Here is a 22,506-nt window from a genome sequence, read left to right as displayed (position 1 = left end):
ATAACGGTCGAACGGCGTGCGTGGTCAAGGCCCGACGGCGGGTGCCGTCTCCCGCGGCGGCCCGCTGCTGCGGGTGAGCAGGACGACCCCGACGACGGCGACCAGCGCGGCCGGTCCCCACACCGCGGCGCGCCCGGGCTCCAGGTGCTCCCCGAGCAGCAGCCGGGCCGACGGCACCGCCGTCAGCGGGTCGAACACCACCAGCGCCGGCAGCGACCAGGACAGCGCCCCGCGGCCGTAGGCCTGCTGCGCGCCCACCTGGGAGGCCACCGAGGCCACCACCGCGCCCCACGGCTCGGGCCGGGCGAGCGCGCCGGCCACCCCGTCGGCCGAGAGCACCGCGAGCCCGGCCGAGACCAGCACCGCGGCCACCCCGGCGGCCAGGCCGCCGGTGACCCCGCAGGCCAGCGCCGCGCCGCTGCCGCCGCGCAGCCGGGCGGTGAGCGCGACGGCCAGCACCACCAGCACGACGGCCACCACGGCGGCCGCGGCCGGCGGCGGGTCCCCGGAGCCCCGGCCCGGGCGGGCGGCGACCACGAAGACCACGAGCCCGCCCACGGTCAGCGTCGCTCCGGCCCACTCGGTCCGGGACGGCGGGTGCCCGGTGCGGACGGTGCGCACCGCCAGCGCCGCCACCAGCGCGCCGGCCAGCAGCGGCTGCACGATCGCCACCGGGGCCAGGGCCAGCGCCGCCACCTGGGCGACGGTGCCGCTGGTGGTGGCCGCCTGGCCGAGCAGCCAGGTGCGCTGGCGCACCATCTCCCGCATCCGCAGCCGCCCGCCGGTGGTGGCGCGGACCGCCGCCTCGTGCTGCAGCACCGAGCCCAGCCCGAACAGCGTCGCCGCGAGCAGCGCCAGCAGCGTGCCGGGCAGGTGGTCCCCCACCCCGCGGGCCAGGGCGTCGGGCACGCCGGTCCTCCGGGCTCAGACGGGCGGACGGTCCTCGTAGAAGGTGGACAGCACGACGGTGGTGCGGGTGCTCACGTTCGCCGTCGTGCGGATCTCCCGCAGCAGCGCCTCCAGCGCCTCGGGCGAGGCCACCCGCACCTTGAGCAGGTAGCTCTCGATGCCCGCGACCGAGTAGCAGGCCTCGATCGCGTCGAGGTGGGTGAGCTTGGCCGGGGCGTCGTCGGCCTGGGCCTGGTCCAGCGGGGTGATCGAGACGAACGCGGTCAGCCCTAGGCCGACCCGGCGCGCGTCGATCCGCGCCCGGTACCCGGTGATCAGCCCGCGCTGCTCGAGCCGGCGCACCCGCTGGTGCACCGCCGACACCGACAGCCCGACCCGCTCGGCGAGCTCGGTGTAGCTGGCCCGCCCGTCCCGCACCAGGGCGGCCAGCAGCGCCCGGTCGACGTCGGAGGCCGGGTCAGCCGGGGAGGACGACGAGCTCACGGGTGCCCTCGTTCAGCGTGCGGACGCCGTCGTCGGTGCAGACCACGATGTCCTCGATCCGCGCGCCGCAGCGGCCGGCCAGGTAGATGCCCGGCTCCACGGAGAACGCCATCCCGGCCTCCAGCGGCAGGTCGTTGCCCGCGACGATGTAGGGCGCCTCGTGGGTGTCCAGGCCGATGCCGTGCCCGGTGCGGTGGATGAAGTGCTCGCCCCACCCGGCGGCGGCGATCCGGTCGCGGGCGGCCGCGTCGACCTGCTCGGCGGTCACCCCGGGCCGGACGGCGGCGACGGCGGCCTCCTGCGCGTCCTTCAGGACCGCGTACCACTCGGCCACCTCGGCGCCGGGCTCCCCGCCGACGACGTAGGTGCGGGTGCAGTCCGACCGGTAGCCGGTGGCGGTCTCCCCGCCGATGTCGACGACGACCAGGTCGCCCGCCTGCACCACCCGGTCGGAGAGCTCGTGGTGCGGGCTGGCGCCGTTGGGGCCGGAGCCGACGATGGTGAAGTCCACGCCCACGTGCCCCTCGGCGAGGATCGCCGCGGCGACGTCCGCGCCGACCGCGGCCTCGGTGCGCCCCACCCGCAGCCACTCCCCCATCCGGGCGTGCACCCGGTCGATGGCCGCGCCGGCACGGGCCAGCTCCTCCACCTCGGCCGGGGTCTTCACCATCCGCAGCCGGTCCAGCACCGGGGTGGCCAGCTCCAGGGTCGAGCCGGGCAGCGCCCGGTGCACGCCGAGGGCGTGCTCGGCCCAGGTGCGCGCCCCCACCGCGACCCGGGTCGGGGCGGCGCCCAGCCGGGCGGTCACCTCCCGGGCGACGACGGCGAACGGGTCGTCGGTCTCGTCCCAGGCGTGCAGCTCCAGGCCGAGCGCGCCGGCCGGCGAGGCGCCGACCATCGGCGCCTCCAGCCGCGGGACGACCAGCAGCGGCTCCCCGCGGCGCGGGACCACCAGCGCGGTCAGCCGCTCCATCGCGTGGGCGTGGTAGCCGGACAGGTAGCGCAGGTCCGAGCCCGGGGTGAGGACCAGGACGTCGACGCCGAGCTCCCCGGCGACGGCGCGCGCCGCGTGCACGCGGTCGGTGCTGACGAGGGCCCCCGTGCTGCTTGCCACGCCCGGACACTAACCCCGCGACCGGGCCGGGCCCGCGCCGGTTTCCCCGGCCCGTCGTCCCCGGCGGCTACGGTCCGCCCGTGACCACGATGCTGCTCGACGCCGCGAGCCTCTACTTCCGGGCCTTCTACGGCGTCCCGACCAGCGTGACCTCACCCGACGGCCGCCCGGTCAACGCCGTCCGCGGGTTCCTGGACATGACCGCCCGGCTGCTCACCGCGCACGCCCCGACCCGGCTGGTCGCCTGCTGGGACGACGACTGGCGCCCGGCGTTCCGGGTCGAGGCGCTGCCGTCGTACAAGGCGCACCGGCTCTCGCCCGAGGGCGGGGAGGAGACGCCCGACGAGCTGTCGCCGCAGGTGCCGGTGCTGGTGGACGTGCTGGCCGCGGCGGGCATCGCCCGGGTCGGCGCGCCCGGCTACGAGGCCGACGACGTGATCGGCACGCTGGCCACCCGCGCGCGCGGGCCGGTCGACGTCGTCACCGGCGACCGGGACCTGTTCCAGCTGGTCGACGACGCCCGCGGCGTCCGGGTGCTGTACACCGCGCGCGGCATCGCCGACATCGAGGTGGTCGACGAGGCGGCGGTGGCGGCGAAGTACGGCATCCCCGGGCGGGCCTACGCCGACTTCGCGGTGCTGCGCGGGGACCCCAGCGACGGCCTGCCCGGCGTGGCGGGCATCGGCGCGAAGACGGCGGCGGCGCTGGTCACCGAGTTCGGCGACCTGGCCGGCATCCGCGCCGCCGCGGCCCGCACCGCGGTGCCGAGGGCGCCGCTCACCCGCGGCGTGCTGGAGAAGCTGCAGGCCGGCGGGGAGTACCTGGACGCCGCGCCGGTGGTGGTGGCCGTGGCCCGCGACGTGGACCTGCCGCCGGTGGAGGGGGCGCTGCCGTCCCGGCCGGCCGACGCCGCGGCGCTGGCCGCGCTGGCCGACGCGCACGGGTTGCGGTCCTCGCTCGGCCGGCTGGGCGCCGCCCTGGGCTGGCCGGCCGACGCCCTCGACTGAGCGGGGCGCCGGCCGGCCCGGGCTCCGCGGCCCCGGGTCAGCGGCCTCCGGGTCAGCGGCCTCCGGTCAGGAGGCGACCTCCCAGGTGTAGGCGGCCTCGTCCGCGTCGGTGATGGCGACCTGCAGGGTCACGTCCTCGCCGTCGTCGGTGGTGCCGGTGCACTCGTAGGTGGCGCCGTCCTCCACGACCATCTCGTCGTCGCAGGAGACGTCGATCGCGATGCCGAAGGTCTCCTCGAACTGCTGCGCGATGTCGCTCTCGGCCTGCGCGCCGTCGAGCACGTCCTTGCCGAGCACGATCGGCAGGACGATCGCCGCGGCGATCACCACGACGGCGAGCGCGACCAGGCCGATGACCAGCCCGGTCCGGGACTTCTTCGGCTGCTGCCCGAAGCCGGGCTGGCCGTACTGGCCCGGCTGCTGCCCGTACTGCCCCGGCTGCCCGTAGCCGCCGGGCTGCTGGCCCGGCTGGCCGTAGCCGGGCTGCCCGTACTGCCCCGGTTGCCCGTACTGGCCGGGCTGCCCGTACGGGCCCGGCTGCTGGCCGTACTGCCCGGGTTGCGCGGCGGGCTGCCCGTACTGCCCACCCGGCTGGCCGTACTGGCCGGGCTGCCCGTACGGGCCCGGCTGTCCCGGCTGCTGGCCGTACTGCCCCGGCTGCCCGTACTGCCCCGGCTGGCCACCCTGCGGTGGGTTGGTCATCGTCGCTCCCGTTCGGTGCGGCCCCGCGGGGGCCGTGTCGTGTTCCCGCGCTCCGATGACCGTCCGTCACCGGAGCGGGGGAGATTGTGCACCACGGAGGCCCGTTGACAGCCCGTCCGCGGCGCGGCCGCCCGCCCGGGGAGCGGCGACCTCAGCCGCTGACCGCCACGGCGACCACCCCGCGCCGCACCAGCCCCACCGCGGCCCGCGCGACGCCGGCCACGGACTCGTCGGCGACCTTCGCCAGCTGGTCGAGCAGGTCCACCAGCTGCCGCGCCCAACGGACGAAGTCGCCGCCGGACAGCTCGGTGCCTGCCTGCTCGGCGCCGGCCAGCACCCGGTCCAGCGCCTGCCCGTCGGCCCAGCGGTAGGCCGCCCAGGCGAAGCCGAGGTCCAGGTCGCGGCTGGCGGGCAGGCCCCGGTCGAGCTCGACGTCCTGCAGCCGCGCGCGGATCCGGCGCATCTCGGCGATCGCCCCGGCCACCTTCCCCGCGGGCACCGCCGGCTGGCCGGGCAGCTCCCGCCGGGCCTCGAACACCAGCGTGGACACCGCCGCGGCCAGCTCCGCCGGGGTGAGCCCGCGCCACACGCCGGCGCGCAGGCACTCGGCGACGAGCAGGTCGGCCTCCGACCAGATCCGCGCCAGCCGCCGGCCCTCCTCGGTGACCCGCGGGGCGTCGTCGACGGGGGTGGGCTCCTCGGTGTCGGCCGGCACCAGCGGCACCGCCTCGGGCACCAGGTAGCCCAGCTCCTCGAGGACGTCGCAGGTGCGGTCGAACTGCCGGGTCAGCGAGCCGGTGCGCTCGGCCATCTTCCGGTGGGTGGCCTCGGCGTCGGCGACCGCGCGCAGGTAGCGCTCGGCGAAGCGCACCCGCTCCTCCCGGTCGGGCAGCGCGTGCACCGGGTGGTTGCGCACCGCGCGGCGCAGGTCGTGCAGCACCGGGTCGTCGGCGGCGGCCGAGCGCTGCTTGACCCGCCGGGCGCCGAGGTCGTTCTCCAGCCGCGCGGTGCGCAGCGTGGAGGCCAGGTCGCGGCGGGCGTGCGGGCTGCGGTGGTTGAAGTTCTTCGGCACCCGCACCCGGGCCAGCGCGGTGACCGGCGTCGGGAAGTCCACGCTGGCCAGCCGGCCGGCCCACTTGTCCTCGGTGAGCACCAGCGGGCGGGGGTCGGACAGGTCGGTGACGCCGGGGTCGAGGACGACGGCCAGGCCCTGCCGGCGGCCCGAGGGCACCCGGATGACGTCGCCCGGGCGCAGCGCGGCCAGCGCGTCGGCGGCCTCCATGCGCCGCTTGGCCTGCGAGTCGCGGGACAGCTCCTTCTCCCGGTCGGCGATCTCCCGCCGCAGCCGGGCGTAGGCGAGCACGTCGCCGCCCTCGCTGGCCATCTCGGCGGCGAACTCCTCCGCGTCCCGCTCGGAGCGGGCGGCCTGCCGGGCCAGGCCGACGACCGAGCGGTCGGCCTGGAACTGGGCGAAGGAGGAGGCCAGCAGCTCGCGGGCGCGGGCCCGGCCGTAGGAGCCGACCAGGTTGACCGCCATGTTGTAGCTGGGCCGGAACGACGACCGCAGCGGGTAGGTGCGGGTGCTGGCCAGCCCGGCGACGACGGAGGGGTCCATGCCCGGCGCCCAGACGACGACGGCGTGCCCCTCGACGTCGATGCCGCGCCGCCCGGCCCGCCCGGTGAGCTGGGTGTACTCCCCCGGCGTGACGTCGACGTGCGCCTCGCCGTTCCACTTGACCAGCCGCTCGAGCACCACGGTGCGGGCGGGCATGTTGATGCCCAGCGCCAGGGTCTCGGTGGCGAACACGGCCTTGACCAGGCCGCGGACGAAGCACTCCTCGACGGTCTCCTTGAACGCCGGCACCAGGCCCGCGTGGTGGGCGGCGAGCCCGGCGAGCAGGCCCTCGCGCCACTCCCAGAAGCCGAGGACGTGCAGGTCCTCGTCGGGCAGGCTGCCGGTGCGCTCGTCGACGATCCGGGCGATCTCGGCGCGCTCGGCCTCGTCGGTGAGCCGCAGCCCGGCCATCAGGCACTGGTGCACGGCCTGGTCGCAGCCGTTGCGGCTGAACACGAAGGTGATGGCCGGCAGCAGCCCGGCGCGGTCGAGCCGCTCCACCACCTCCGGGCGGGCCGGCGGCCGGTACCGCGGCTTGTGCCAGTCCCGGTCCCGGCGCGAGCCGCCGTTGCCGCCGCCCCAGGTGTCCAGCCGCCGCTCGTGCTCGCGCACGTACCGGACCAGCTCGGGGTCGACGACGCTGGCGCCCCGGTCGCGGGTGGACTGCCCGCGCGGGTCGTCCCCCTGCTCGGCGGCGTGCGCCGCCGGGCGCAGGCTGAACAGGTCGAACACCCGGTTGCCGACCAGCATGTGCTGCCACAGCGGGATCGGCCGGACCTCGCTGACGACGACCCGGGTGTGCCCGCGGACGGTGACCAGCCAGTCGGCGAACTCCTCGGCGTTGCTCACCGTCGCCGACAGCGACACCAGGGTGACCGACGCCGGGAGGTGGATGATCACCTCCTCCCACACCGCGCCGCGGAACCGGTCGGCGAGGTAGTGCACCTCGTCCATGACCACGTAGCCGAGGCCGGCGATGGCCGGGGACTCCGCGTAGAGCATGTTGCGCAGCACCTCGGTGGTCATCACCACCACGGGGGCGTCGCCGTTGATCGCGTTGTCCCCGGTGAGCAGCCCGACCTTCGCCTCGCCGTAGCGGTCGACCAGGTCGTTGTACTTCTGGTTGGACAGCGCCTTGATCGGCGTCGTGTAGAAGGCCTTGCGCCCCTCGGCCAGCGCCTTGTGCACGGCGAACTCGCCGACGACGGTCTTGCCGGCCCCGGTGGGCGCGCACACCAGCACCCCGGCGCCCTCGTCGAGCGCCTCGCAGGCCTCCACCTGGAACGGGTCCAGGGAGAAGCCGAGCTCGGCGGTGAAGTCGGCGAGGGTGGGGTGCGCGCTGCGCCGCCGGGCAGCCGCGTACCGCTCGGCGGGGCTGGACATGCCCCCACGTTAGGCGCTTCCCGGACGGCGCTCAGCCCGGACGGGGCCTCCCCGCGTCGTTGCCCCTCCCCCGGGGCCCGTCGCACCGGTCGAACGGTCCCCGAGTTGGGGATAACGGTCGAGCACGTGCTCCGGAGCGGCGGGATATGGCCCGGCCACCGCGCCCTCCCGGCAGGTCGGGGGCCGGCGATGTCACCCAGCGTCAAGATCCCCGGTATATATCCCCGGAGATCCTGAGACCCCGGCCACGGAGGGTGAGGACGGCCGTGGCCCTGGCACGTGGCCGCGGCCGCGGGAGCCCTGCGGGGTGGCGACCCGCTCAGGCGGGTCGCCCGGAGCCCACGATCCGCAGCGCGCCGGGCACGGCCTCGGCGCGCACCGGCAGTGCCGCCACCGGCTCGCCGTCGGCGTAGGTGGTCAGCCCCGTGCCGGCGAGCTCCACCCGCGCGGCGCGGTGCACCGTGACGGCGGGGTGGTCGACGTGCGTGCCCTCGGTCAGCCGCGGGCGGGTGCGCACCAGCTCCCGGCGGGACACCGGCCCCACCACGGTGACGTCGACCCGGCCGTCGGCGGGGTCGGCGGCCGGGCAGACCCGCATGCCGCCGCCGTACCAGGCGGTGTTGCCGACGGCGACCAGCGTGACCGGCAGCGTCCGCGCCTCCCCGTCGAGGGTCAGGGTGACCGCGCGGGGCCGCAGCCGGGCCAGCTCGGCGAGGATCGCGACGTCGTAGCGGCGCGGCCCGCGCGGCCAGCGCAGCCGGTTGGCCCGGTCGGTGACCGCGGAGTCGAAGCCGCAGCACAGCACGGTGGCCCACCAGCGCCCGGCGGTGCGGCCGGCGTCCAGGACCCGGACGGCGCCCGAGCGCAGGTCGGCGGCGGCCGCGGTGGCCGCGGTCACCGGCTCGGGCGGCACCCCGAGGGCGAGCGCCAGGTCGTTGCCGGTCCCGGCCGGGACGACGGCCAGCGGCGTGCCGGTGCCGGCGACCGCCTGCAGCGCGGCGTGCACGGCGCCGTCCCCGCCGATCGCGACGACGGCGCCGGTGCCGGCCGCCACCGCGCCGGCCGCGGCCCGCTCGGCCTCGGCGCGGGTGCCGGCCGGGAGCACCGTGGGCGTGAGCCCGCCGCGGCGCAGCGCGTCGAGCGCGGCCGCGGACACGGTGCGGGCGCGGCCCCGCCCGGCAGCGGCGCTGACGAGGACGGCGACGTCCACCCGGTCTCCTCCCCTGGACCTCCGGCGAGCGGCGGCCCACGCTACGGCCCGGCGCGTCCCCGGGGGGCCGCCGCACCCTCCCTGCGGTGGAGACCGCCCTGGTCGGAGGTCGGGTTCGGACCCCGGTGACCTTGACACGGCCGCGCCGCCGGTGGCTCGATGACGCCGCCAGTCGGTTGCCCAGCAACACCTTCCCGCGGACGACCCCGCTGGCCCCGTCGAGTCGTGCGGAGGTCGCCGTGCAGGTCGTCGTCGCAGGGGCCGGGATCTCGGGCCTGACCGCAGCCGTCGCGCTGGCCCGCCAGGGCCACCGGGTGCAACTGGTGGACCGGGACGGCGCGCAGCCGCCCGGCGACGTCGGCGCCGCGGCGGACTGGCCGCGCCGCGGGGTGGCGCAGTTCCACCAGCCGCACGCCTTCCTCGCCCGGCTGCACGCCGAGCTCGCCGCCGGCCTGCCCGACGTGCTCGACGCGCTGGTCGCGCACGGCGCCGAGCCGGTGCGGCTGCCCGACGGGCTCACCGCCCTGTGGTGCCGGCGCAGCACGCTGGAGTGGGTGCTGCAGCGCACCGCCGACGCCGAGCCGGGCGTCACCCGGTGGCGCGCCGGGGTCGAGCACGTGGAGGTGGCCGGTGGCGCGGTCTCCGGCGTCCGGCTGGCCGGCGGCGGCGTGCTCCCCGCCGGCCTGGTCGTCGACGCCACCGGCCGCCGCGGGCGGCTGTCCCGCCCGTGGGTGGGCGACACCGTCGACGTGCCGGCCGACGAGGTGTACGTCTCCCGCCGCTACCGGCTGCTGCCCGGCGCGGAGTTCGCGCCGGTCGAGCGGGGCGTGGTCTCGGTGGCCGAGGGCGACGGGTACGCGGTGCTCGTCTTCCCGCACGACGCCGGCACGTTCACCGTCTGCCTGACCCGGCTGCCCGACGACCCGCAGCTGGCCCGCTCGCAGGAGCTGCCCGGCTTCGAGGCGGTCACCCGGGCGGTGCCGCTGGCCGCGCGGTGGACCGACCCCGCCCGCGCCGTCCCGGTGTCGCCGGTGCGGGTCATGGGCGGCCTGCGCAGCACCTTCCGGGTGCTCACCGGCGACGCGCCGCTGGGGCTGCACCCGCTGGCCGACGCCGTCAGCACCAGCAACCCGCACTTCGGCCGCGGCTCGGCGCTGGCGGTGGCGCACGCGCTGCGCCTGGCCGGGGCCGTCGCCGAGGCGCCCGGGGACGCCCGCTCCTGGCGCGCGCAGGTGGACGCCTGGGTGCAGGGCGAGCTGCGCGAGTGGTTCGACGACGGCTGCCGCACCGACCTCGCCCGCGCCCGGATGTGGCGGGCCGCCCGCGACGGCGCCGGGTGGGGCGCCGGCCCGCCGTCCGGACCGGCCGGCGACGGGGCGCCGCTGCCCGGCTGGCTGGTGTTCGCCGCCGCCGGCGCCGACCCGGAGGTGGGCCGGGCCGTGCTGCGGCACGCCCAGCTGGTCGACCCGCCGGCGGCGCTGGCCGCGGTGCACCCGCGGGTGGCCGGGCTGCTCGCCCGCGGCTGGCGGCCCGGGCGCCCCGCCCCCGGCGCCGGCGGCCCCCCGCCGGCGCCCCCGCGGGCGGTCCTGGTCGAGGCCCTGGCCGCGGCCGGGCCCCGGGCGGCTCAGCCGCGGTAGGTGTCCGCCGGGGCGCCGGGCAGCAGGTCCTCGCGCCGGGTCGGGCCGGCGTCGAGGTCGGAGGGCCGCGCGTCCAGCGGGGACGCCTCGTCGTCGGGCACGTCGTGGAAGTGCTCCACGGCCTCCCGGCGGGCCCGCCGCCGGTCCACGAGGCGGGCGACCTGGATGGCCAGCTCGAACAGCACCACCATCGGCAGCGCCATGGCCAGCATGGTGAACGGGTCCTGGGTGGGCGTGACGAACGCGGCGAACACGATGGTCAGGAAGAAGATCCACCGCCGGCTGCGCGCCAGCGCGGCGTGCGAGAGGACGCCGACCAGGTTCAGCGCCACCGCGATCAGCGGCAGCTCGAAGCTCAGCCCGAAGGCGACCAGCAGGCTGATCACGAAGCCCAGGTAGTCCGGCGCGGTGAGCTGGAAGGCCACCTCGTCACCGGCGAGCTCCAGCAGCAGCTCCAGGCCCTTGTAGAGGGTGACGTAGGCCAGCACCGCGCCGAGGGCGAACAGCGTCGTGGAGACCGCGACGAAGGCGATCGCATAGCGCTTCTCGTTGCGCTTGAGCCCCGGGGTGATGAACGCCCACAGCTGCCAGAGCCAGAACGGGCTGGACAGCACCGCCCCGGCGATCAGGCCGATCTTCAGCCGCAGCAGCACGCCGCCGAAGACGTCGAGGACCACCAGCGAGCAGCTCTCGTCGCCCTGGAAGCGCAGGTCGGCCGGCAGCGAGCAGTAGGGCTCGCTGAGGAAGGTCAGCAGCCCGTGGTCGTACCAGAGGAAGCCCGCGACGGTGCCCAGCGCGAGCGCCAGCAGGGCCTTGGCGACGCGGTTGCGCAGCTCGGTGAGGTGCGCGACGAGGGTCATCGTCGCCTCGGGGTCCCGCGGGGCCCGCCGCCGGCGGCGCAGGGAGGGACCGCTCACGTTCCTGCCCTTGGAGCGGTCAGCGTGCGTCGGCGGCGCCGGGCTGTGCGGCGCGCGCCCGCAGCTCGGCGGCGCGGGCCTCGGCGGCGGCCGCCTCGGCCTCGAGCTGGGCGCGCCGGTCCCGGTCGGCGGCGTCGAGCGCGGCCGGCGTCGGCGCGGACGGGGCCGCGGCGCGGTCGTCGTCCTTCATGCCCTTCATCTCGCCCTTGAAGATGCGCAGCGAGCGGCCCAGCGAGCGCGACGCGTCGGGGAGCTTCTTGTAGCCGAACAGCAGCAGGACGGCCAGGATGATCAGGCCGATCTCGAGCGGGCCGAGGTTCATGCGTCCTCCAGGTCGCGGGGGGCGGAGCCGATGCTACGCCGGGAGGCGTTCGTCCCCGGGGTGCCCGGCGGACGGTCGCCGTCGGTTCAGCGGCCGTCCGCGGGCCGTTCACCGGCCTGCAGCGCGGCGGCGCGGGCGGCGGTGGCCGCGGCCTGCTCCAGCACCGGCCGCACCTCCCGCTCGGCGGCCTCCAGCTCCCGGCGCAGCCGCGCGAACGCCCCGAGCAGGCCGTACCCGATCGCGCCGAGGACGACCAGCGACACGACCACAGCGGCGATCCACACGACGAGCAGCACGCCGCGAGCCTAGGCGCCCGCGGTCAGGCGCCGTACCGGGCGAGCGCGGCGCGCGCGTCGGCGGCGACCGCCGCGGCGAGCCCGGCCGGCTCGTCGACCGTGGCCGCGCCGCCCAGGGAGGCGACCAGCCGCCGCGCCCAGGCCAGGTCGTGGGTGCGCAGCGCGACCGCCAGCCCGCCCGGCGGGTCCTCGACCTCGCGGACGTCCTCCACCGGGTAGTACTCGGCCACCCAGCGGGCGGTGCGGGCCAGCCGCAGCCGCACCACCGGCGCGCCGGGCGCCGGCTGGTACAGGCCGGACTCCACGTCCCGCGGCGCGGCCTGCGGCGGCGGGGCGGCCGGCTCCTCGAGCACCTCGACGTCGTCGATGCGGTCCAGCCGGAACAGCCGCACCCCGGCCACCTCCCGCGACCACGCCTCCAGGTACCAGCGGCCGTCGACCAGCAGCAGCCGCATCGGGTCGACGGTCCGCTCGGTGCGCTCGTCCCGGGTGGGCACGTAGTAGTGCAGGTGCAGCGCCCGGCCGCGCTCGAGCCCCTGCCGGACGACGGTGAGCGCCTGCTCGCGGGCGTCGACGCTGAGCGCCACCGGGGTGACCCGCTCGGCGGCGTGCCCGGCGGCGGCCGACACCTTGGCCAGCGCCCGGCTCACCGCCTCCTGCTCGGCCAGCCCGGGCAGGTCCAGCAGCGTGCGCAGCGCCACCACCAGCGCGACCGCCTCGTCGGTGGTCAGCCGCAGCGGGCGGACCATCCCGGCGGTGAAGGTGACCCGCACCCGGTCGCCCTCGAAGGACAGGTCGATGAGGTCGCCGGGGCCGTAGCCGGGCAGGCCGCACATCCACAGCAGCTCGAGGTCGCGGCGCAGCTGCCGCTCGGGCACGCCGAAGTCGCGGGCCACCTCTGCCAGCGGCACGCCCTCGGGCCGGGCGGTGAGGTAGGGGACGAGCGAGAGCAGCCGCGTCATCCGCTCGTTGGTGGCCGGGCTCGTCATCGCTCCCCCATCGCGGCCAGGCGGGTCAGCCGCTCGACCACCGCGTCGCGGACCGCCGCCGGGGACTCCACGACGACGTCGGGCCCGTAGGCGGCCAGCTGGTCGGCCAGCCGCCCCGGCTCGGTGGTGCGCAGCTGCAGCCGGTCCTCGCCGTCCGGGCCGGCGCCCAGCGGGGTGGCCCAGCGGCGCAGCCCGACCGCGGTGCCCGGGCGGGCGCGCACGATCACCAGCTGCTCCTCGCCCCGGCCGAACTGGCCGGCGACGATCCCGGCGAGGTCGAGGTCCGGCGGCGGCTCGAACGCGTTCTCCGGCCCCGTCGCCCTCGGGGTGCCGACCACCCGGGACAGCCGGAACACCCGCGGCGCCTGCCGGTCCAGGTCCAGGCCCACCAGGTACCAGCGGCCGTGCCAGGCGACCACGCCCCAGGGCTGCACGTGCCGGCGGGCCGGGGCGTCCTCGTCGGGACGGCGGTAGTCGAACTGCAGCACCCGGCGGTCGCGGGCGGCGGCGTAGCAGGGCTCGAACGCCGGCTCGTCGGAGTCCAGCCGCGGCTGGATCGGCAGCCGGGTCGGGTCGACGTCGACCCCGGCGGCGCGCAGCTTCACCAGCGCGCTGTGCGCGGCCCCGGCCAGCTGCGCGGACTCCCACAGCCGCAGCGCCAGGCCGACCGCGGCGGCCTCCTCGCCGGTGAGGGTGATCTCGGGCAGCTCGTAGTCGGCGCGGGCGATGCGGTAGCCGTCCTCGGTGTCGAAGACGCTGGTGCGGCCGGTCTCCAGCGGGATGCCCATCTCGCGCAGGTCGGCCTTGTCCCGCTCGAACATCCGCTTGAACGCCTCGTCGGCGCGGGCGGTGCCGTCGTCGGGCTCGTAGCCGGGGACGGTCGCCCGGATCCGCGCCGCCGTCACGTACTGGCGGGTGCCCAGCAGCGCGATGACCAGGTTGACCAGCCGCTCCGCCCGCTTCGCCGACACATCCCCACCCTAGACAAAGGACCCCCTGCCCCCCGCTGCTCGCATGCTCGCAGCGGGCCCCTGCAGGGGGCCACGGGGGGCGCGGGGGGCACCGGGGTCCTTACGCTCGCCCCGTGGGGGAACGGACGACTGAGCAACGGATCCGGTGGCGACGCGGCACGGTGACCGCGACGGGGAGGAGCTGGCGCGACGCGCTGGAACTCACCGTGGAGGTGCCCGGCGACGGCGCGGTGCGCTCGCTGGCGCACCCGTCGCTGGTGGGGGTGCCCGAGGTCGGCGACGAGGTGCTGCTCAACACCACCGCGTGGGCGCAGCGGCTGGGCACCGGCGGGTACGCGCTCGTCGTCGCCGTGCCCGACCGGCTGCCGCCGGACCCCACCGGCCCCGGTCACCTGGTCAAGGCCCGCTACACCCCGCTGCAGGTGAGCGTGCAGGGCGTGGACGAGCAGGGCACCGAGCACCACGACACCATCGCCGCGGCCGAGGACCTGGGCGGGATGCCGGTCGTCGTCGCCGACCTGCACTCGGCGCTGCCGGCCGTGCTCATCGGCCTGTTCGCCACCGACCCCGACCTGAAGGTCGCCTACGTGATGACCGACGGCGGCGCGCTGGTGGCCGGGTTCTCCCGGACGCTGCACACCCTGGCGCCGTCGCTGGCCGGGGTGGTCACCGTCGGGCAGGCCTTCGGCGGCGACCTGGAGGCGGTCACCCTGCACACCGGGCTGCTCGCCGCGCGGCACGTGCTCGGCGCGGACGTCGCCGTGGTCACCCAGGGGCCGGGCAACCTGGGCACCGGCACCCCGTGGGGCTTCTCCGGGGTCGCGGCCGGGGAGGCGTGCAACGCCGTCAGCGTGCTCGGCGGCGAGCCGATCGGCGCGCTGCGGATCTCCGACGCCGACCCGCGCCCCCGCCACCGCGGCGTCTCCCACCACTCGCTGACCGCGTTCGGGCGGGTGGCCCTGGCGGGGGTGACGCTGGTGGCCCCGCGCGGGCTGGGCTCGGAGCTCGGCCGGCAGGTGGAGGAGGACCTGGCCGGGCAGCCCGAGCGCAACCGGGTGGTGTGGGTCGACGTCGAGGGGCTGGACGAGGCGCTGCAGCTGTCGCCGGTGACGCTGTCGACGATGGGCCGCGGCTGGCCCGAGGAGCGCGCCTACTTCCTCGCCGCCGCGGCCGCCGGCCGCTACGCCGCCGTCCGGGTGCCCCTGCCCGACTGACCCGCGCGCATCTCCGCGGATGTGCACGGTGCGCATCCGCGGAGATGCGCGGACTACATGGACGCGATGAGCTTCTCCACGCGCTCGTCGACGCTCTTGAACGGGTCCTTGCACAGCACGGTGCGCTGGGCCTGGTCGTTGAGCTTGAGGTGCACCCAGTCGACGGTGAAGTCCCGCCGCTTCTCCTGGGCCTTGCGGATGAACTCCCCGCGCAGCTTGGCCCGGGTGGTCTGCGGCGGCACGTTCTTGGCCTCGAACACCCGCGGCTCGTGCGCCACCCGCTCCACCTGGCCGTTGCGCTCGAGCAGGTAGTACAGCCCGCGCCGGCGGGAGATGTCGTGGTAGGCCAGGTCCATCTGCGCCACCCGCGGCGAGGACAGCGACAGGCCCCGCTTGCCGCGGTACCGCTCGATCAGCGACAGCTTGGTGGCCCAGTCGATCTCCCGGTCGATGAGCGAGAGGTCCTCGGTGTCGACGGCCTTGAGCACCCGCCCCCACAGCTCCAGCATCTGCCGGTGCACCGGGCCGAAGCCCTCCCGGTCGACGAACTCCGCGGCGCGGGAGTGGTACTCGCCCTGGATCTCCAGCGCGCTCATCTCCCGGCCGTTGGCCAGGCGCACCTTGCGGCGGCCGGTGACGTCGTGGCTGATCTCCCGGATCGCGCGGATCGGGTTCTCCAGCGCCATGTCCCGGATCGGCACGCCGGCCTCGATCATCCGCAGCACCAGGTCGGTGATGGTGACCTTGAGCAGCGTCGTCGTCTCGTTCATGTTCGAGTCGCCGACGATCACGTGCAGCCGCCGGTACCGCTCGGCGTCGGCGTGCGGCTCGTCGCGGGTGTTGATGATCGGCCGCGAGCGGGTGGTCGCCGAGGACACGCCCTCCCAGATGTGCTCGGCGCGCTGGCTGACGCAGTAGATCGCCCCGCGCGGGGTCTGCAGCACCTTGCCCGCGCCGACGATCAGCTGCCGGCTGACCAGGAACGGGATGAGCACGTCGGCCAGCCGGGAGAACTCCCCGTGCCGGCCGACGCAGTAGTTCTCGTGGCAGCCGTAGCTGTTGCCCGCCGAGTCGGTGTTGTTCTTGAACAGGTAGATGTCACCGGTGACGCCCTCCTCGGCCAGCCGCTGCTCCGCGTCGACCAGCAGGCCCTCGAGGATCCGCTCGCCGGCCTTGTCGTGGACGACGAGCTCGGTCAGGTCGTCGCACTCGGCGGTGGCGTACTCGGGGTGGCTGCCGACGTCGAGGTACAGCCGCGAGCCGTTGCGCAGGAACACGTTGGAGCTGCGCCCCCACGACACGACCCGCCGGAACAGGTAGCGGGCCACCTCGTCCGGGGACAGCCGCCGCTGCCCCCGGAAGGTGCACGTGACGCCGTACTCGGTCTCGATCCCGAAGATCCGTCGGTCCACGGACCGAGCCTAGGCGCCGGATGCGACTCCGGCCGGTTCCCGGGCGTCCCTTCGACGACGCCGCTCAGCTGCCCCCGTCGGTGCCGCCGCCGACCCCGTCGGCCGGGCCCGGCTGGGGGCCGCTGCCCTCACCCGACCCGCCCGTGCCGCCCGCGGTGTCCGGCGCCGAGGGGTCACCGAGACCGGCCGGGGTGCCCGGCATCGCCGCGCTCGGGACGTGCGCGTGCGTGGTGCCCTCGGGGGCGGCCTCGCCGGCGCTGCGGTCGCCGAGCAGGGTGCCCAGCGCCGCGCCGACCACCCGGCGGAAGGCCCGCTTGGGCCGGCGGCGGTCCAGGACGGCGACCTCGAGCTGCCCGGCCGGCAGCAGGCCGCCCGCGCCGTTGCCCGACATCGCCGGGCTGGACGCCGACAGCGCCCGGACGCCGACCATCAGCGCGTCCCGCAGCGCCAGGCCGGGGCGGAAGTCCTCCCGCAGCCGGGCGGTGACGGCCTCGGCCTGCCCGCCCATGACCACGAAGTCCGGCTCGTCGACGACCGACCCGTCGAAGGTCAGCCGGTACAGCTGGTCCTGCTCGGCGGTCTCGCCGACCTCGGCGACGCAGAGCTCCACCTCGTAGGGCTTCATCTGCTCGGTGAAGATCGCCCCGAGGGTCTGCGCGTAGGCGTTGGCGATGACCCGGCCGGTGACGTCGCGGCGGTTGTAGGAGTAGCCGCGGACGTCGGCCAGGCGCACCCCGGCCACCCGCAGGCTCTCGAACTCGCTGTACCGGCCGACCGCGGCGAAGCCGATCCGGTCGTAGATCTCGCCCACCTTGTGCAGCGTGGAGCTGGGGTTCTCGGCGATGAACAGCACGCCGTCGGCGTAGGTGAGGACGGCGACGCTGCGGCCGCGGGAGATGCCCTTGCGGGCGTACTCCGAGCGGTCGCGCATGAGCTGCTCGGGCGAGGCGTAGTACGGCATGGTCATGGCACTCAGCCCTGCCCCTCGGCGGCGGCCCGCTCGTCGACGATGGTCTTCGCGACGGAGGAGACCTCGTCGTCGGTCAGGCGGACCGCGCCCTCGGCGTCGACGCGGTACACGATCGGGTACAGCCGGCGCACCGGGTCGGGGCCGCCGGTGGCCGAGTCGTCGTCGGCGGCGTCGTAGAGCGCCTCGACCAGGCTGCGGGTGGCGTCGTCGTCGCTCATCCCCGGCCGCCAGGTCTTCTTCAGCGAGTTCCGGGCGAACAGCGAGCCGGAGCCGACGGCGGCGTAGCCGCGCTCCTCGTAGTTCCCGCCGGTGACGTCGTAGCTGAAGATCCGGCCCGGGCTGGTGCCGGGCGCGGCGTCGAGGTCGAAGCCGGCGAACAGCGGGACGACGGCCAGGCCCTGCAGCGCGGCGCCGAGGTTGCCGCGGATCATCTGGGCCAGCCGGTTGGCCTTGCCGTCGAGGCTGAGGGTCAGCCCCTCGATCTTCTCGTAGTGCTCGAGCTCCACCTGGTAGAGCCGGACCATCTCGATCGCGATGCCCGCGGCGCCGGCGATGCCGATCACCGACCAGGAGTCGGCCGGGTACACCTTCTCGATGTCGCGGCTGGAGATCAGGTTGCCCATGGTGGCCCGGCGGTCGCCGCCCATGAGCACGCCGCCGTCGTAGGTGACGGAGACGATCGTGGTGCCGTGCGGGGTGAGGTCGCCGGCGTGCACCGACGGCACGGGGCGCCGCCCGGGCAGCAGGTCGGGCGCGGCCTGGGCGAGGAAGTCGGTGAACGAGGAGCCCACCCGGTCCAGGTAGGCGGGCGGGAAGCCGCTCCGGCCGGTGTGCGACTGGGTCAACCCGTCTCCCCTTCCCGCGCCCCTCCCGGGGTGCTCCTCAACGTGCCGTCGACGTGCCGCGGACGTGCCGCGGCGGCTCGTCGCCGACCCTACCGGCGCGACTGCCAGGCCACCCGGGACGCGGGCGGGCCTGGTCCGCCGCGACCGCGGGGTCTACGGTGCGCCGGCCTCGATCGACCGGAGGGGAGCTGGCGTGACCGAAGGACCGCACCTGCAGGAGGCGGGGAGAGCACCGCACGTGCCCCCGGTGCCGGCGGCGCGCCGCCGCGCCGCCCTGGCCGTGACCGGGGTGCTGGTCGCCCTGCTGTGCGGGCTGTGCGCGGCCTCGGCCCGCGCGGCGCTCGAGGGCGAGGCCGGGTGGACGGCGGCCGGGGCGGTCCTGGCCGGGCTCCTGGCCGCCCGGTCCCTCTGGTCGCGGGTCCGGCAGGACCAGGCCGGCCGGCTGCGGCTGGAGGGGACGGTGCTGGTCGGGCGGACCCTGCTCGGCGAGCAGGGGGTCGACCTCGCCCGGCTGACGGCGGTGTCCGCCGGCCGGGACGTGGACGTGGACCGGATCGTCAGCGTCGGGCTCACCGACGGCGGCCGGCACCTGGTGGTGCCCTGGTCGCGGCTGGACGGCCTGCCGGAGGCGCGCCGGCTGCTCGTCGACCGGCACCGGCGGGACGCGCTGCTGCCGCCGGCGGTGTGCGACGCCTGGGACCTCCCCACGCCGCCCGAGGTCCCCGCGCCCGGGCCCGTGCGCCGGGACGGGGGCGAGCGCACCATCGGCGGGCTGACCCTCGTCGGCTCGGCCGCCGCCGTGGCCGCCGGCGTCCTGCTCGCCTGACACCCCCGGCGCCGGTGGTACCGCGGGTGCCGGACCGGCGTCGCGGCCGGGCGCTGGCCGGGGCGGGGGCGCTGCTCGTGCTCGTCGCGGAGCCGGCGGCGGGCCGGGCGCCGGCGAGCCGGCCGGGCGGGGTGGCGGTCCCGCTCGCCGGCGCCGCGGAGGCAGCCGCGGTGCTGCTGTTCGCCGCGGTCGGGCTGCTGGTCGACGACGGGGACCCGACCGCTCACTCCCCGGCCTGCGGTGTCACCGACGGAGCGGCCTGCAGTGCGCGGTGGTGGAGGACGTAGCGGGCGGCCGCGCGCAGCACCTCCGGGTCGACCTTGAACTGTCCGAGACCACCGTTGCAGCTGAAACACAGCAGCGCCCGCACCGCACCGGTGACGTGGTCGTGGTCCACGTGCTGGGCCGCTGCCCGACGGCAGATCGCGCACAGGCCGTCCTGCTGAACGAGCATGACGTCGGCCTCGGCGGCCGTGATGCCGTAGCGCCTCTTGAGGTGATGGGTCCGTGACCCGCCGACCTTCTCCTTCGACGCCTTGCCGCGGGCGTTGTGGCAGGGCTTGCAGTAAGGGTGGCGCCCCGAGGGCTGACTCCGGCTGCGCACGAAGTCGTCGATCGGCTTCACCGAGCCGCACTCAGGACACCACGTGTGGCCGTCCGGCACGGCGATCTCGCGTCTGTGCCTGCTCTTCGGCGGCCCCCGGCGCGCGTCCGTGGCGCGGAGGAGGCGACGGCGAGCGTGCACGCGGCAGTAGGAGCTCGGGCCGTCCGAGCGCGACCGGTCGGAGGAGAACTCCCCGACCGGCCGCTCCTCACCACGATCCCGACAATACTTGGTATTGTTTACTGCACGAGAAGTGCTGTCGGGAGAATGGTCTACTGGCCCCCCTTTTGCACATAACTGCGCACAAATTCCTCTGCGTTCTCCTCGAGCACGTCGTCGATCTCGTCCAGAATGGCGTCGACGTCCTCGGACATCTCCTTGTGCCGCTCGGCGACCTCGGTGTCGACCGAGGCCTCGACCTCGTCGGCCTCCTCGCGCGTGCGCGTGGTCCGCTGCTGCCCGCCGGTGTCCCTGGTGGCCATGTGCCCTCCCCTGGTGCGCGCCGAGTGCGTGCTGCCGCCGAAACTACCCGCAGGTACCGACACCCGGCGGCCTCAGCGGGCCGCGCCCAGCCGCGCCAGCAGCGACGCGCGGATCGCCGGGCGCGAGCCGAACACGAGCAGGAACACCGCCTCGCGCGCCGTCCGCTCGGCGACCGAGCCGGCGCGCGCGGCGCCGCTGCCCGTCGCCACCACCAGGGCCGCCGCCGCCCGGTGCGCCAGGGCCGCGGCGGCGGCCCGCGCCTCGGGCAGCGCCCCCGGCCCGGCCGCGTCGAGCCGGGCGCGCGCGTCGGCCAGGTCGTCGTCCAGGGGTGAGGGGCCGAGCAGCCGGGCGCACCGGAGGACCAGCCCCAGCGCCAGCGAGCCGTTGAGCCGCAGCCCGGCCGCGTCGCCCGCGCGGACCTGGGCCAGCGGGGTCGCGCCCAGCAGCCGGGTGGCGGGCACCCGGTGGCCGCGCAGGTGCAGCTCCACCGTGGCGCTGGCCTGCACCGCCACCAGCGACTGCGGCACCGCCGCGAGCGTCGGCCCCTCCACCGCGTCGGCGAGCACGAACGCGACGTCGTCGCCGTCGCGGGCGGCCACCAGCAGCACGTCGACCAGCCCCCAGCCGGTCACCCACGGCACCGCGCCGTCGAGCACGAGGTCGCCGCCGTCCCGGCGCAGCGTCACCGGCGCCGCGTCCGGGCGGGTCGCGGCCTGCAGCGCGATCCCGGCCCGCCGGCGCCCGGCGCACAGGTCGGCCAGCAGCTCCGGGTGCGCCCCGGAGGCGGCCAGCCGGCCGACGACGCCGTGGTGCTGCAGCCAGACGAACGCGGTCGCGAGGTCGCCGGCCGCGAGCTCCTCGACCACGGCCGCCAGCGTCGCGCCGTCGCCGTCCAGGCCGCCGGCGTCCGCGGGCCCGACCAGGCCGTACAGCCCGGCCGTGGCGAGCGCGTCGAGGTGGCCGCGCGGCAGGACGCCGGTGGCGTCGACGGCGGCGGCCGCGGGCGCGAGCAGGTCCCCGGCCAGCGCCCGCGCGACCTCGACCGGGGAGGCCACTAGGCGCCGGTGATGGTGTCGACCAGCTCCTGGGCGCTCGCCGTGGACTCGAACAGCAGACCCACGTGGTCGCGGGTGCCGCGCAGCGGCTCCATCGTCGGGATGCGCACCAGGTTCTCCCGGCCGAGGTCGAACACCACCGAGTCCCACGACGCCGCGGCCACCTGGGCGGGGAACCGCCGCAGGCACTCGCCGCGGAAGAAGGCGCGGGTGTCGGCCGGCGGGGTGACCATCGCCCGGGTCACCTCGTCGTCGGCGAGCAGCCGCTGCATCGAGCCGCGGGCCACCAGCCGGTGGTAGAGCCCCTTCTCCGGGCGGACGTCGGAGTACTGCAGGTCCACCAGCTGCAGCCGCGAGTCGCCCCAGGACAGCCCGTCGCGGGACCGGTAGCCCTCCAGCAGCCGGAGCTTGGCCGGCCAGTCCAGCCGGTCGGCCAGGCGCATCGGGTCGGTGGCGAGGTCGTCGAGGACCTCCGCCCAGCGGCGCAGCACGTCGGTGGTCTGCTCGTCGGCCTCCCCGTTCCGGTCGACGAAGCGCTCGGCGTGGTCGAGGTAGACGCGCTGCAGGTCCAGCGCGGCCATCCGCCGCCCGTCGCGCAGCCGCACCTGGGTGGCCAGCGACGGGTCGTGGCTGACCGCCTGCAGCGTGGCGACCGGCTCCTCCAGCGAGAGGTCCTCGCGCAGCGCCCGCGCCTCGATCATCGCCAGCACCAGCGACGTCGTCCCGACCTTGAGGTAGGTCGACAGCTCGGCGAGGTTGGCGTCGCCGATGATCACGTGCAGCCGGCGGTACTCGTCGGGGTTGGCGTGCGGCTCGTCGCGGGTGTTGATGATCGGCCGCTTGAGCGTCGTCTCCAGGCCCACCTCGACCTCGAAGAAGTCCGCCCGGGAGGAGATCTGGAAGCCCTGGGTGCGGCCCTCGGTGCCGATGCCGACCCGGCCGGCGCCGGCGAACACCTGCCGGGTCACGAAGAACGGGATCAGCCCGCGGATGATGTCGATGAACGGCGTCCGCCGGTCCATCAGGTAGTTCTCGTGCGCGCCGTAGCTGGCGCCCTTGCCGTCGGTGTTGTTCTTGTACAGCTGGATCGGCTGGGTGCCGGGGATGCGGGCGGCCCGCCGGGCCGCCTCGGCCATGACCCGCTCCCCCGCCTTGTCCCAGAGGACGACGTCGCGCGGGTTGGTGACCTCCGGCGTGGAGTACTCCGGGTGCGCGTGGTCGACGTAGAGCCGGGCGCCGTTGGTGAGGATGACGTTGGCCATCCCCGAGTCCTCGTCGAGGTCGGTGTGGTCCAGCGCCTGCGCCGGGGACAGGTCGAAGCCGCGGGCGTCGCGCAGCGGCGACTCCTCCTCGAAGTCCCAGCGCGGGCGGCGGCGGGTCGGGGCGTCGGCGACCGCCCAGGCGTTGACCACCTGGCTGGACAGGGTGGTCGGGTTGGCGGTGGGCTGCCCGGGCACCGAGATGCCGTACTCGACCTCGGTGCCCATGACCCGCCGCACGCTCATGCCCCGAGCCTAGGCCGCGGTCGCCGGCCGCGAGGAT

The 22,506-nt window shown here is 76.4% G+C and carries 22 protein-coding genes; 4 read left to right on the top strand and 18 right to left on the bottom strand.

The genetic code is table 11. The features are described from left to right. Window positions 1–24 precede the first annotated feature (24 nt). From ACI79L_RS06450 to ACI79L_RS06440, 3 genes are read right to left on the bottom strand one after another with little or no spacing between them, the layout of a single operon-like run. The gene (locus tag ACI79L_RS06450; protein WP_456935975.1) at window positions 25–909 is read right to left on the bottom strand and encodes a DMT family transporter; all 885 of its coding nucleotides are present in this window, start codon (window positions 907–909) and stop codon (window positions 25–27) included. Between the two features lie 15 nt (window positions 910–924). Then, window positions 925–1,392 (bottom strand): Lrp/AsnC family transcriptional regulator, encoded by a 468-nt coding sequence (locus tag ACI79L_RS06445; RefSeq protein ID WP_456935974.1) that lies wholly within the window; start codon window positions 1,390–1,392, stop codon window positions 925–927. Further along, complete coding sequence (locus ACI79L_RS06440) at window positions 1,367–2,506, bottom strand: M24 family metallopeptidase (RefSeq protein ID WP_456935973.1); 1,140 nt, start codon at window positions 2,504–2,506, stop codon at window positions 1,367–1,369. Before ACI79L_RS06440 ends, ACI79L_RS06445 begins: the two co-directional genes overlap by 26 nt. A gap of 89 nt (window positions 2,507–2,595) precedes the next feature. Between ACI79L_RS06440 and ACI79L_RS06435 the strand changes: the two genes are divergently transcribed. Continuing rightward, complete coding sequence (locus ACI79L_RS06435) at window positions 2,596–3,513, top strand: 5'-3' exonuclease (protein WP_456936110.1); 918 nt, start codon at window positions 2,596–2,598, stop codon at window positions 3,511–3,513. Window positions 3,514–3,579: 66 nt separating this feature from the next. Here ACI79L_RS06435 and ACI79L_RS06430 read toward each other — a convergent pair whose 3' ends face one another. The 3 genes from ACI79L_RS06430 to ACI79L_RS06420 form a co-directional block, all read right to left on the bottom strand. Further along, window positions 3,580–4,215, bottom strand: a complete 636-nt coding sequence (locus tag ACI79L_RS06430; RefSeq protein ID WP_456935972.1) for a DUF4333 domain-containing protein — start codon at window positions 4,213–4,215, stop codon at window positions 3,580–3,582. 151 nt (window positions 4,216–4,366) lie between these two features. Further along, entirely contained in the window at window positions 4,367–7,213 is a 2,847-nt protein-coding gene (locus ACI79L_RS06425) for a DEAD/DEAH box helicase (protein WP_456935971.1), read from the bottom strand. Between the two features lie 319 nt (window positions 7,214–7,532). Further along, window positions 7,533–8,423, bottom strand: coding sequence for a diacylglycerol kinase family protein (locus tag ACI79L_RS06420; RefSeq protein ID WP_456935970.1), 891 nt, complete (start codon window positions 8,421–8,423; stop codon window positions 7,533–7,535). Between the two features lie 239 nt (window positions 8,424–8,662). Between ACI79L_RS06420 and ACI79L_RS06415 the strand changes: the two genes are divergently transcribed. Next, window positions 8,663–10,060 carry an FAD-dependent oxidoreductase gene (locus ACI79L_RS06415; RefSeq protein WP_456935969.1) on the top strand — a complete coding sequence of 466 codons (1,398 nt, stop codon included), beginning with the start codon at window positions 8,663–8,665 and terminating at the stop codon, window positions 10,058–10,060. On the opposite strand, the gene tatC is transcribed toward ACI79L_RS06415, so the two are convergent. The 5 genes from tatC to ACI79L_RS06390 form a co-directional block, all read right to left on the bottom strand. Continuing rightward, entirely contained in the window at window positions 10,048–10,977 is a 930-nt protein-coding gene (gene tatC / locus ACI79L_RS06410; protein WP_456935968.1) for a twin-arginine translocase subunit TatC, read from the bottom strand. The two genes, ACI79L_RS06415 and tatC, sit on opposite strands and share 13 nt — an antisense overlap. A gap of 19 nt (window positions 10,978–10,996) precedes the next feature. Next, the gene (gene tatA, locus ACI79L_RS06405; protein ID WP_456935967.1) at window positions 10,997–11,299 is read right to left on the bottom strand and encodes a Sec-independent protein translocase subunit TatA; all 303 of its coding nucleotides are present in this window, start codon (window positions 11,297–11,299) and stop codon (window positions 10,997–10,999) included. Between the two features lie 86 nt (window positions 11,300–11,385). After that, entirely contained in the window at window positions 11,386–11,595 is a 210-nt protein-coding gene (locus ACI79L_RS06400) for a hypothetical protein (RefSeq protein WP_456935966.1), read from the bottom strand. Window positions 11,596–11,618: 23 nt separating this feature from the next. Continuing rightward, a complete protein-coding gene (locus tag ACI79L_RS06395) occupies window positions 11,619–12,584 on the bottom strand; it encodes a helix-turn-helix transcriptional regulator (protein ID WP_456935965.1) in 966 nt (321 codons plus the stop codon). After that, window positions 12,581–13,555 (bottom strand): helix-turn-helix transcriptional regulator, encoded by a 975-nt coding sequence (locus ACI79L_RS06390; protein ID WP_456935964.1) that lies wholly within the window; start codon window positions 13,553–13,555, stop codon window positions 12,581–12,583. Before ACI79L_RS06390 ends, ACI79L_RS06395 begins: the two co-directional genes overlap by 4 nt. Window positions 13,556–13,716: 161 nt before the next feature. On the opposite strand from ACI79L_RS06390, the gene ACI79L_RS06385 reads away from it, so the two are divergent. Beyond that, window positions 13,717–14,769, top strand: a complete 1,053-nt coding sequence (locus ACI79L_RS06385; protein ID WP_456935963.1) for a DUF3866 family protein — start codon at window positions 13,717–13,719, stop codon at window positions 14,767–14,769. Between the two features lie 53 nt (window positions 14,770–14,822). Here ACI79L_RS06385 and pafA read toward each other — a convergent pair whose 3' ends face one another. The 3 genes from pafA to prcB form a co-directional block, all read right to left on the bottom strand. Continuing rightward, window positions 14,823–16,181, bottom strand: a complete 1,359-nt coding sequence (gene pafA, locus ACI79L_RS06380) for a Pup--protein ligase (protein WP_387989687.1) — start codon at window positions 16,179–16,181, stop codon at window positions 14,823–14,825. Between the two features lie 64 nt (window positions 16,182–16,245). Then, window positions 16,246–17,148 (bottom strand): proteasome subunit alpha, encoded by a 903-nt coding sequence (gene prcA / locus ACI79L_RS06375; RefSeq protein ID WP_456935962.1) that lies wholly within the window; start codon window positions 17,146–17,148, stop codon window positions 16,246–16,248. A 5-nt stretch (window positions 17,149–17,153) separates the two neighbouring features. Further along, window positions 17,154–17,996, bottom strand: a complete 843-nt coding sequence (gene prcB / locus ACI79L_RS06370) for a proteasome subunit beta (RefSeq protein ID WP_456935961.1) — start codon at window positions 17,994–17,996, stop codon at window positions 17,154–17,156. A 193-nt stretch (window positions 17,997–18,189) separates the two neighbouring features. Between prcB and ACI79L_RS06365 the strand changes: the two genes are divergently transcribed. Further along, on the top strand, window positions 18,190–18,822 hold the full coding sequence (locus ACI79L_RS06365) for a PRC-barrel domain-containing protein (RefSeq protein ID WP_456935960.1): 633 nt from the start codon (window positions 18,190–18,192) through the stop codon (window positions 18,820–18,822). Between the two features lie 223 nt (window positions 18,823–19,045). Here ACI79L_RS06365 and ACI79L_RS06360 read toward each other — a convergent pair whose 3' ends face one another. From ACI79L_RS06360 to dop, 4 genes are all read right to left on the bottom strand, one after another. Next, complete coding sequence (locus tag ACI79L_RS06360) at window positions 19,046–19,447, bottom strand: endonuclease VII domain-containing protein (protein WP_456935959.1); 402 nt, start codon at window positions 19,445–19,447, stop codon at window positions 19,046–19,048. Window positions 19,448–19,698: 251 nt separating this feature from the next. After that, the gene (locus ACI79L_RS06355; protein ID WP_456935958.1) at window positions 19,699–19,908 is read right to left on the bottom strand and encodes a ubiquitin-like protein Pup; all 210 of its coding nucleotides are present in this window, start codon (window positions 19,906–19,908) and stop codon (window positions 19,699–19,701) included. Between the two features lie 72 nt (window positions 19,909–19,980). After that, complete coding sequence (locus tag ACI79L_RS06350) at window positions 19,981–20,964, bottom strand: acyl-CoA dehydrogenase family protein (RefSeq protein ID WP_456935957.1); 984 nt, start codon at window positions 20,962–20,964, stop codon at window positions 19,981–19,983. Next, window positions 20,964–22,469: a depupylase/deamidase Dop gene (gene dop, locus ACI79L_RS06345; RefSeq protein ID WP_456935956.1), complete on the bottom strand. Its 1,506-nt coding sequence runs from the start codon at window positions 22,467–22,469 to the stop codon at window positions 20,964–20,966. Before dop ends, ACI79L_RS06350 begins: the two co-directional genes overlap by 1 nt. Between the last annotated feature and the right edge of the window lie 37 nt (window positions 22,470–22,506).

The organism is Geodermatophilus sp. SYSU D00684, from assembly GCF_054050455.1.
Note: the sequence above shows the minus strand (reverse complement) of the source record. Positions and strands in the feature narration are given on the sequence as shown.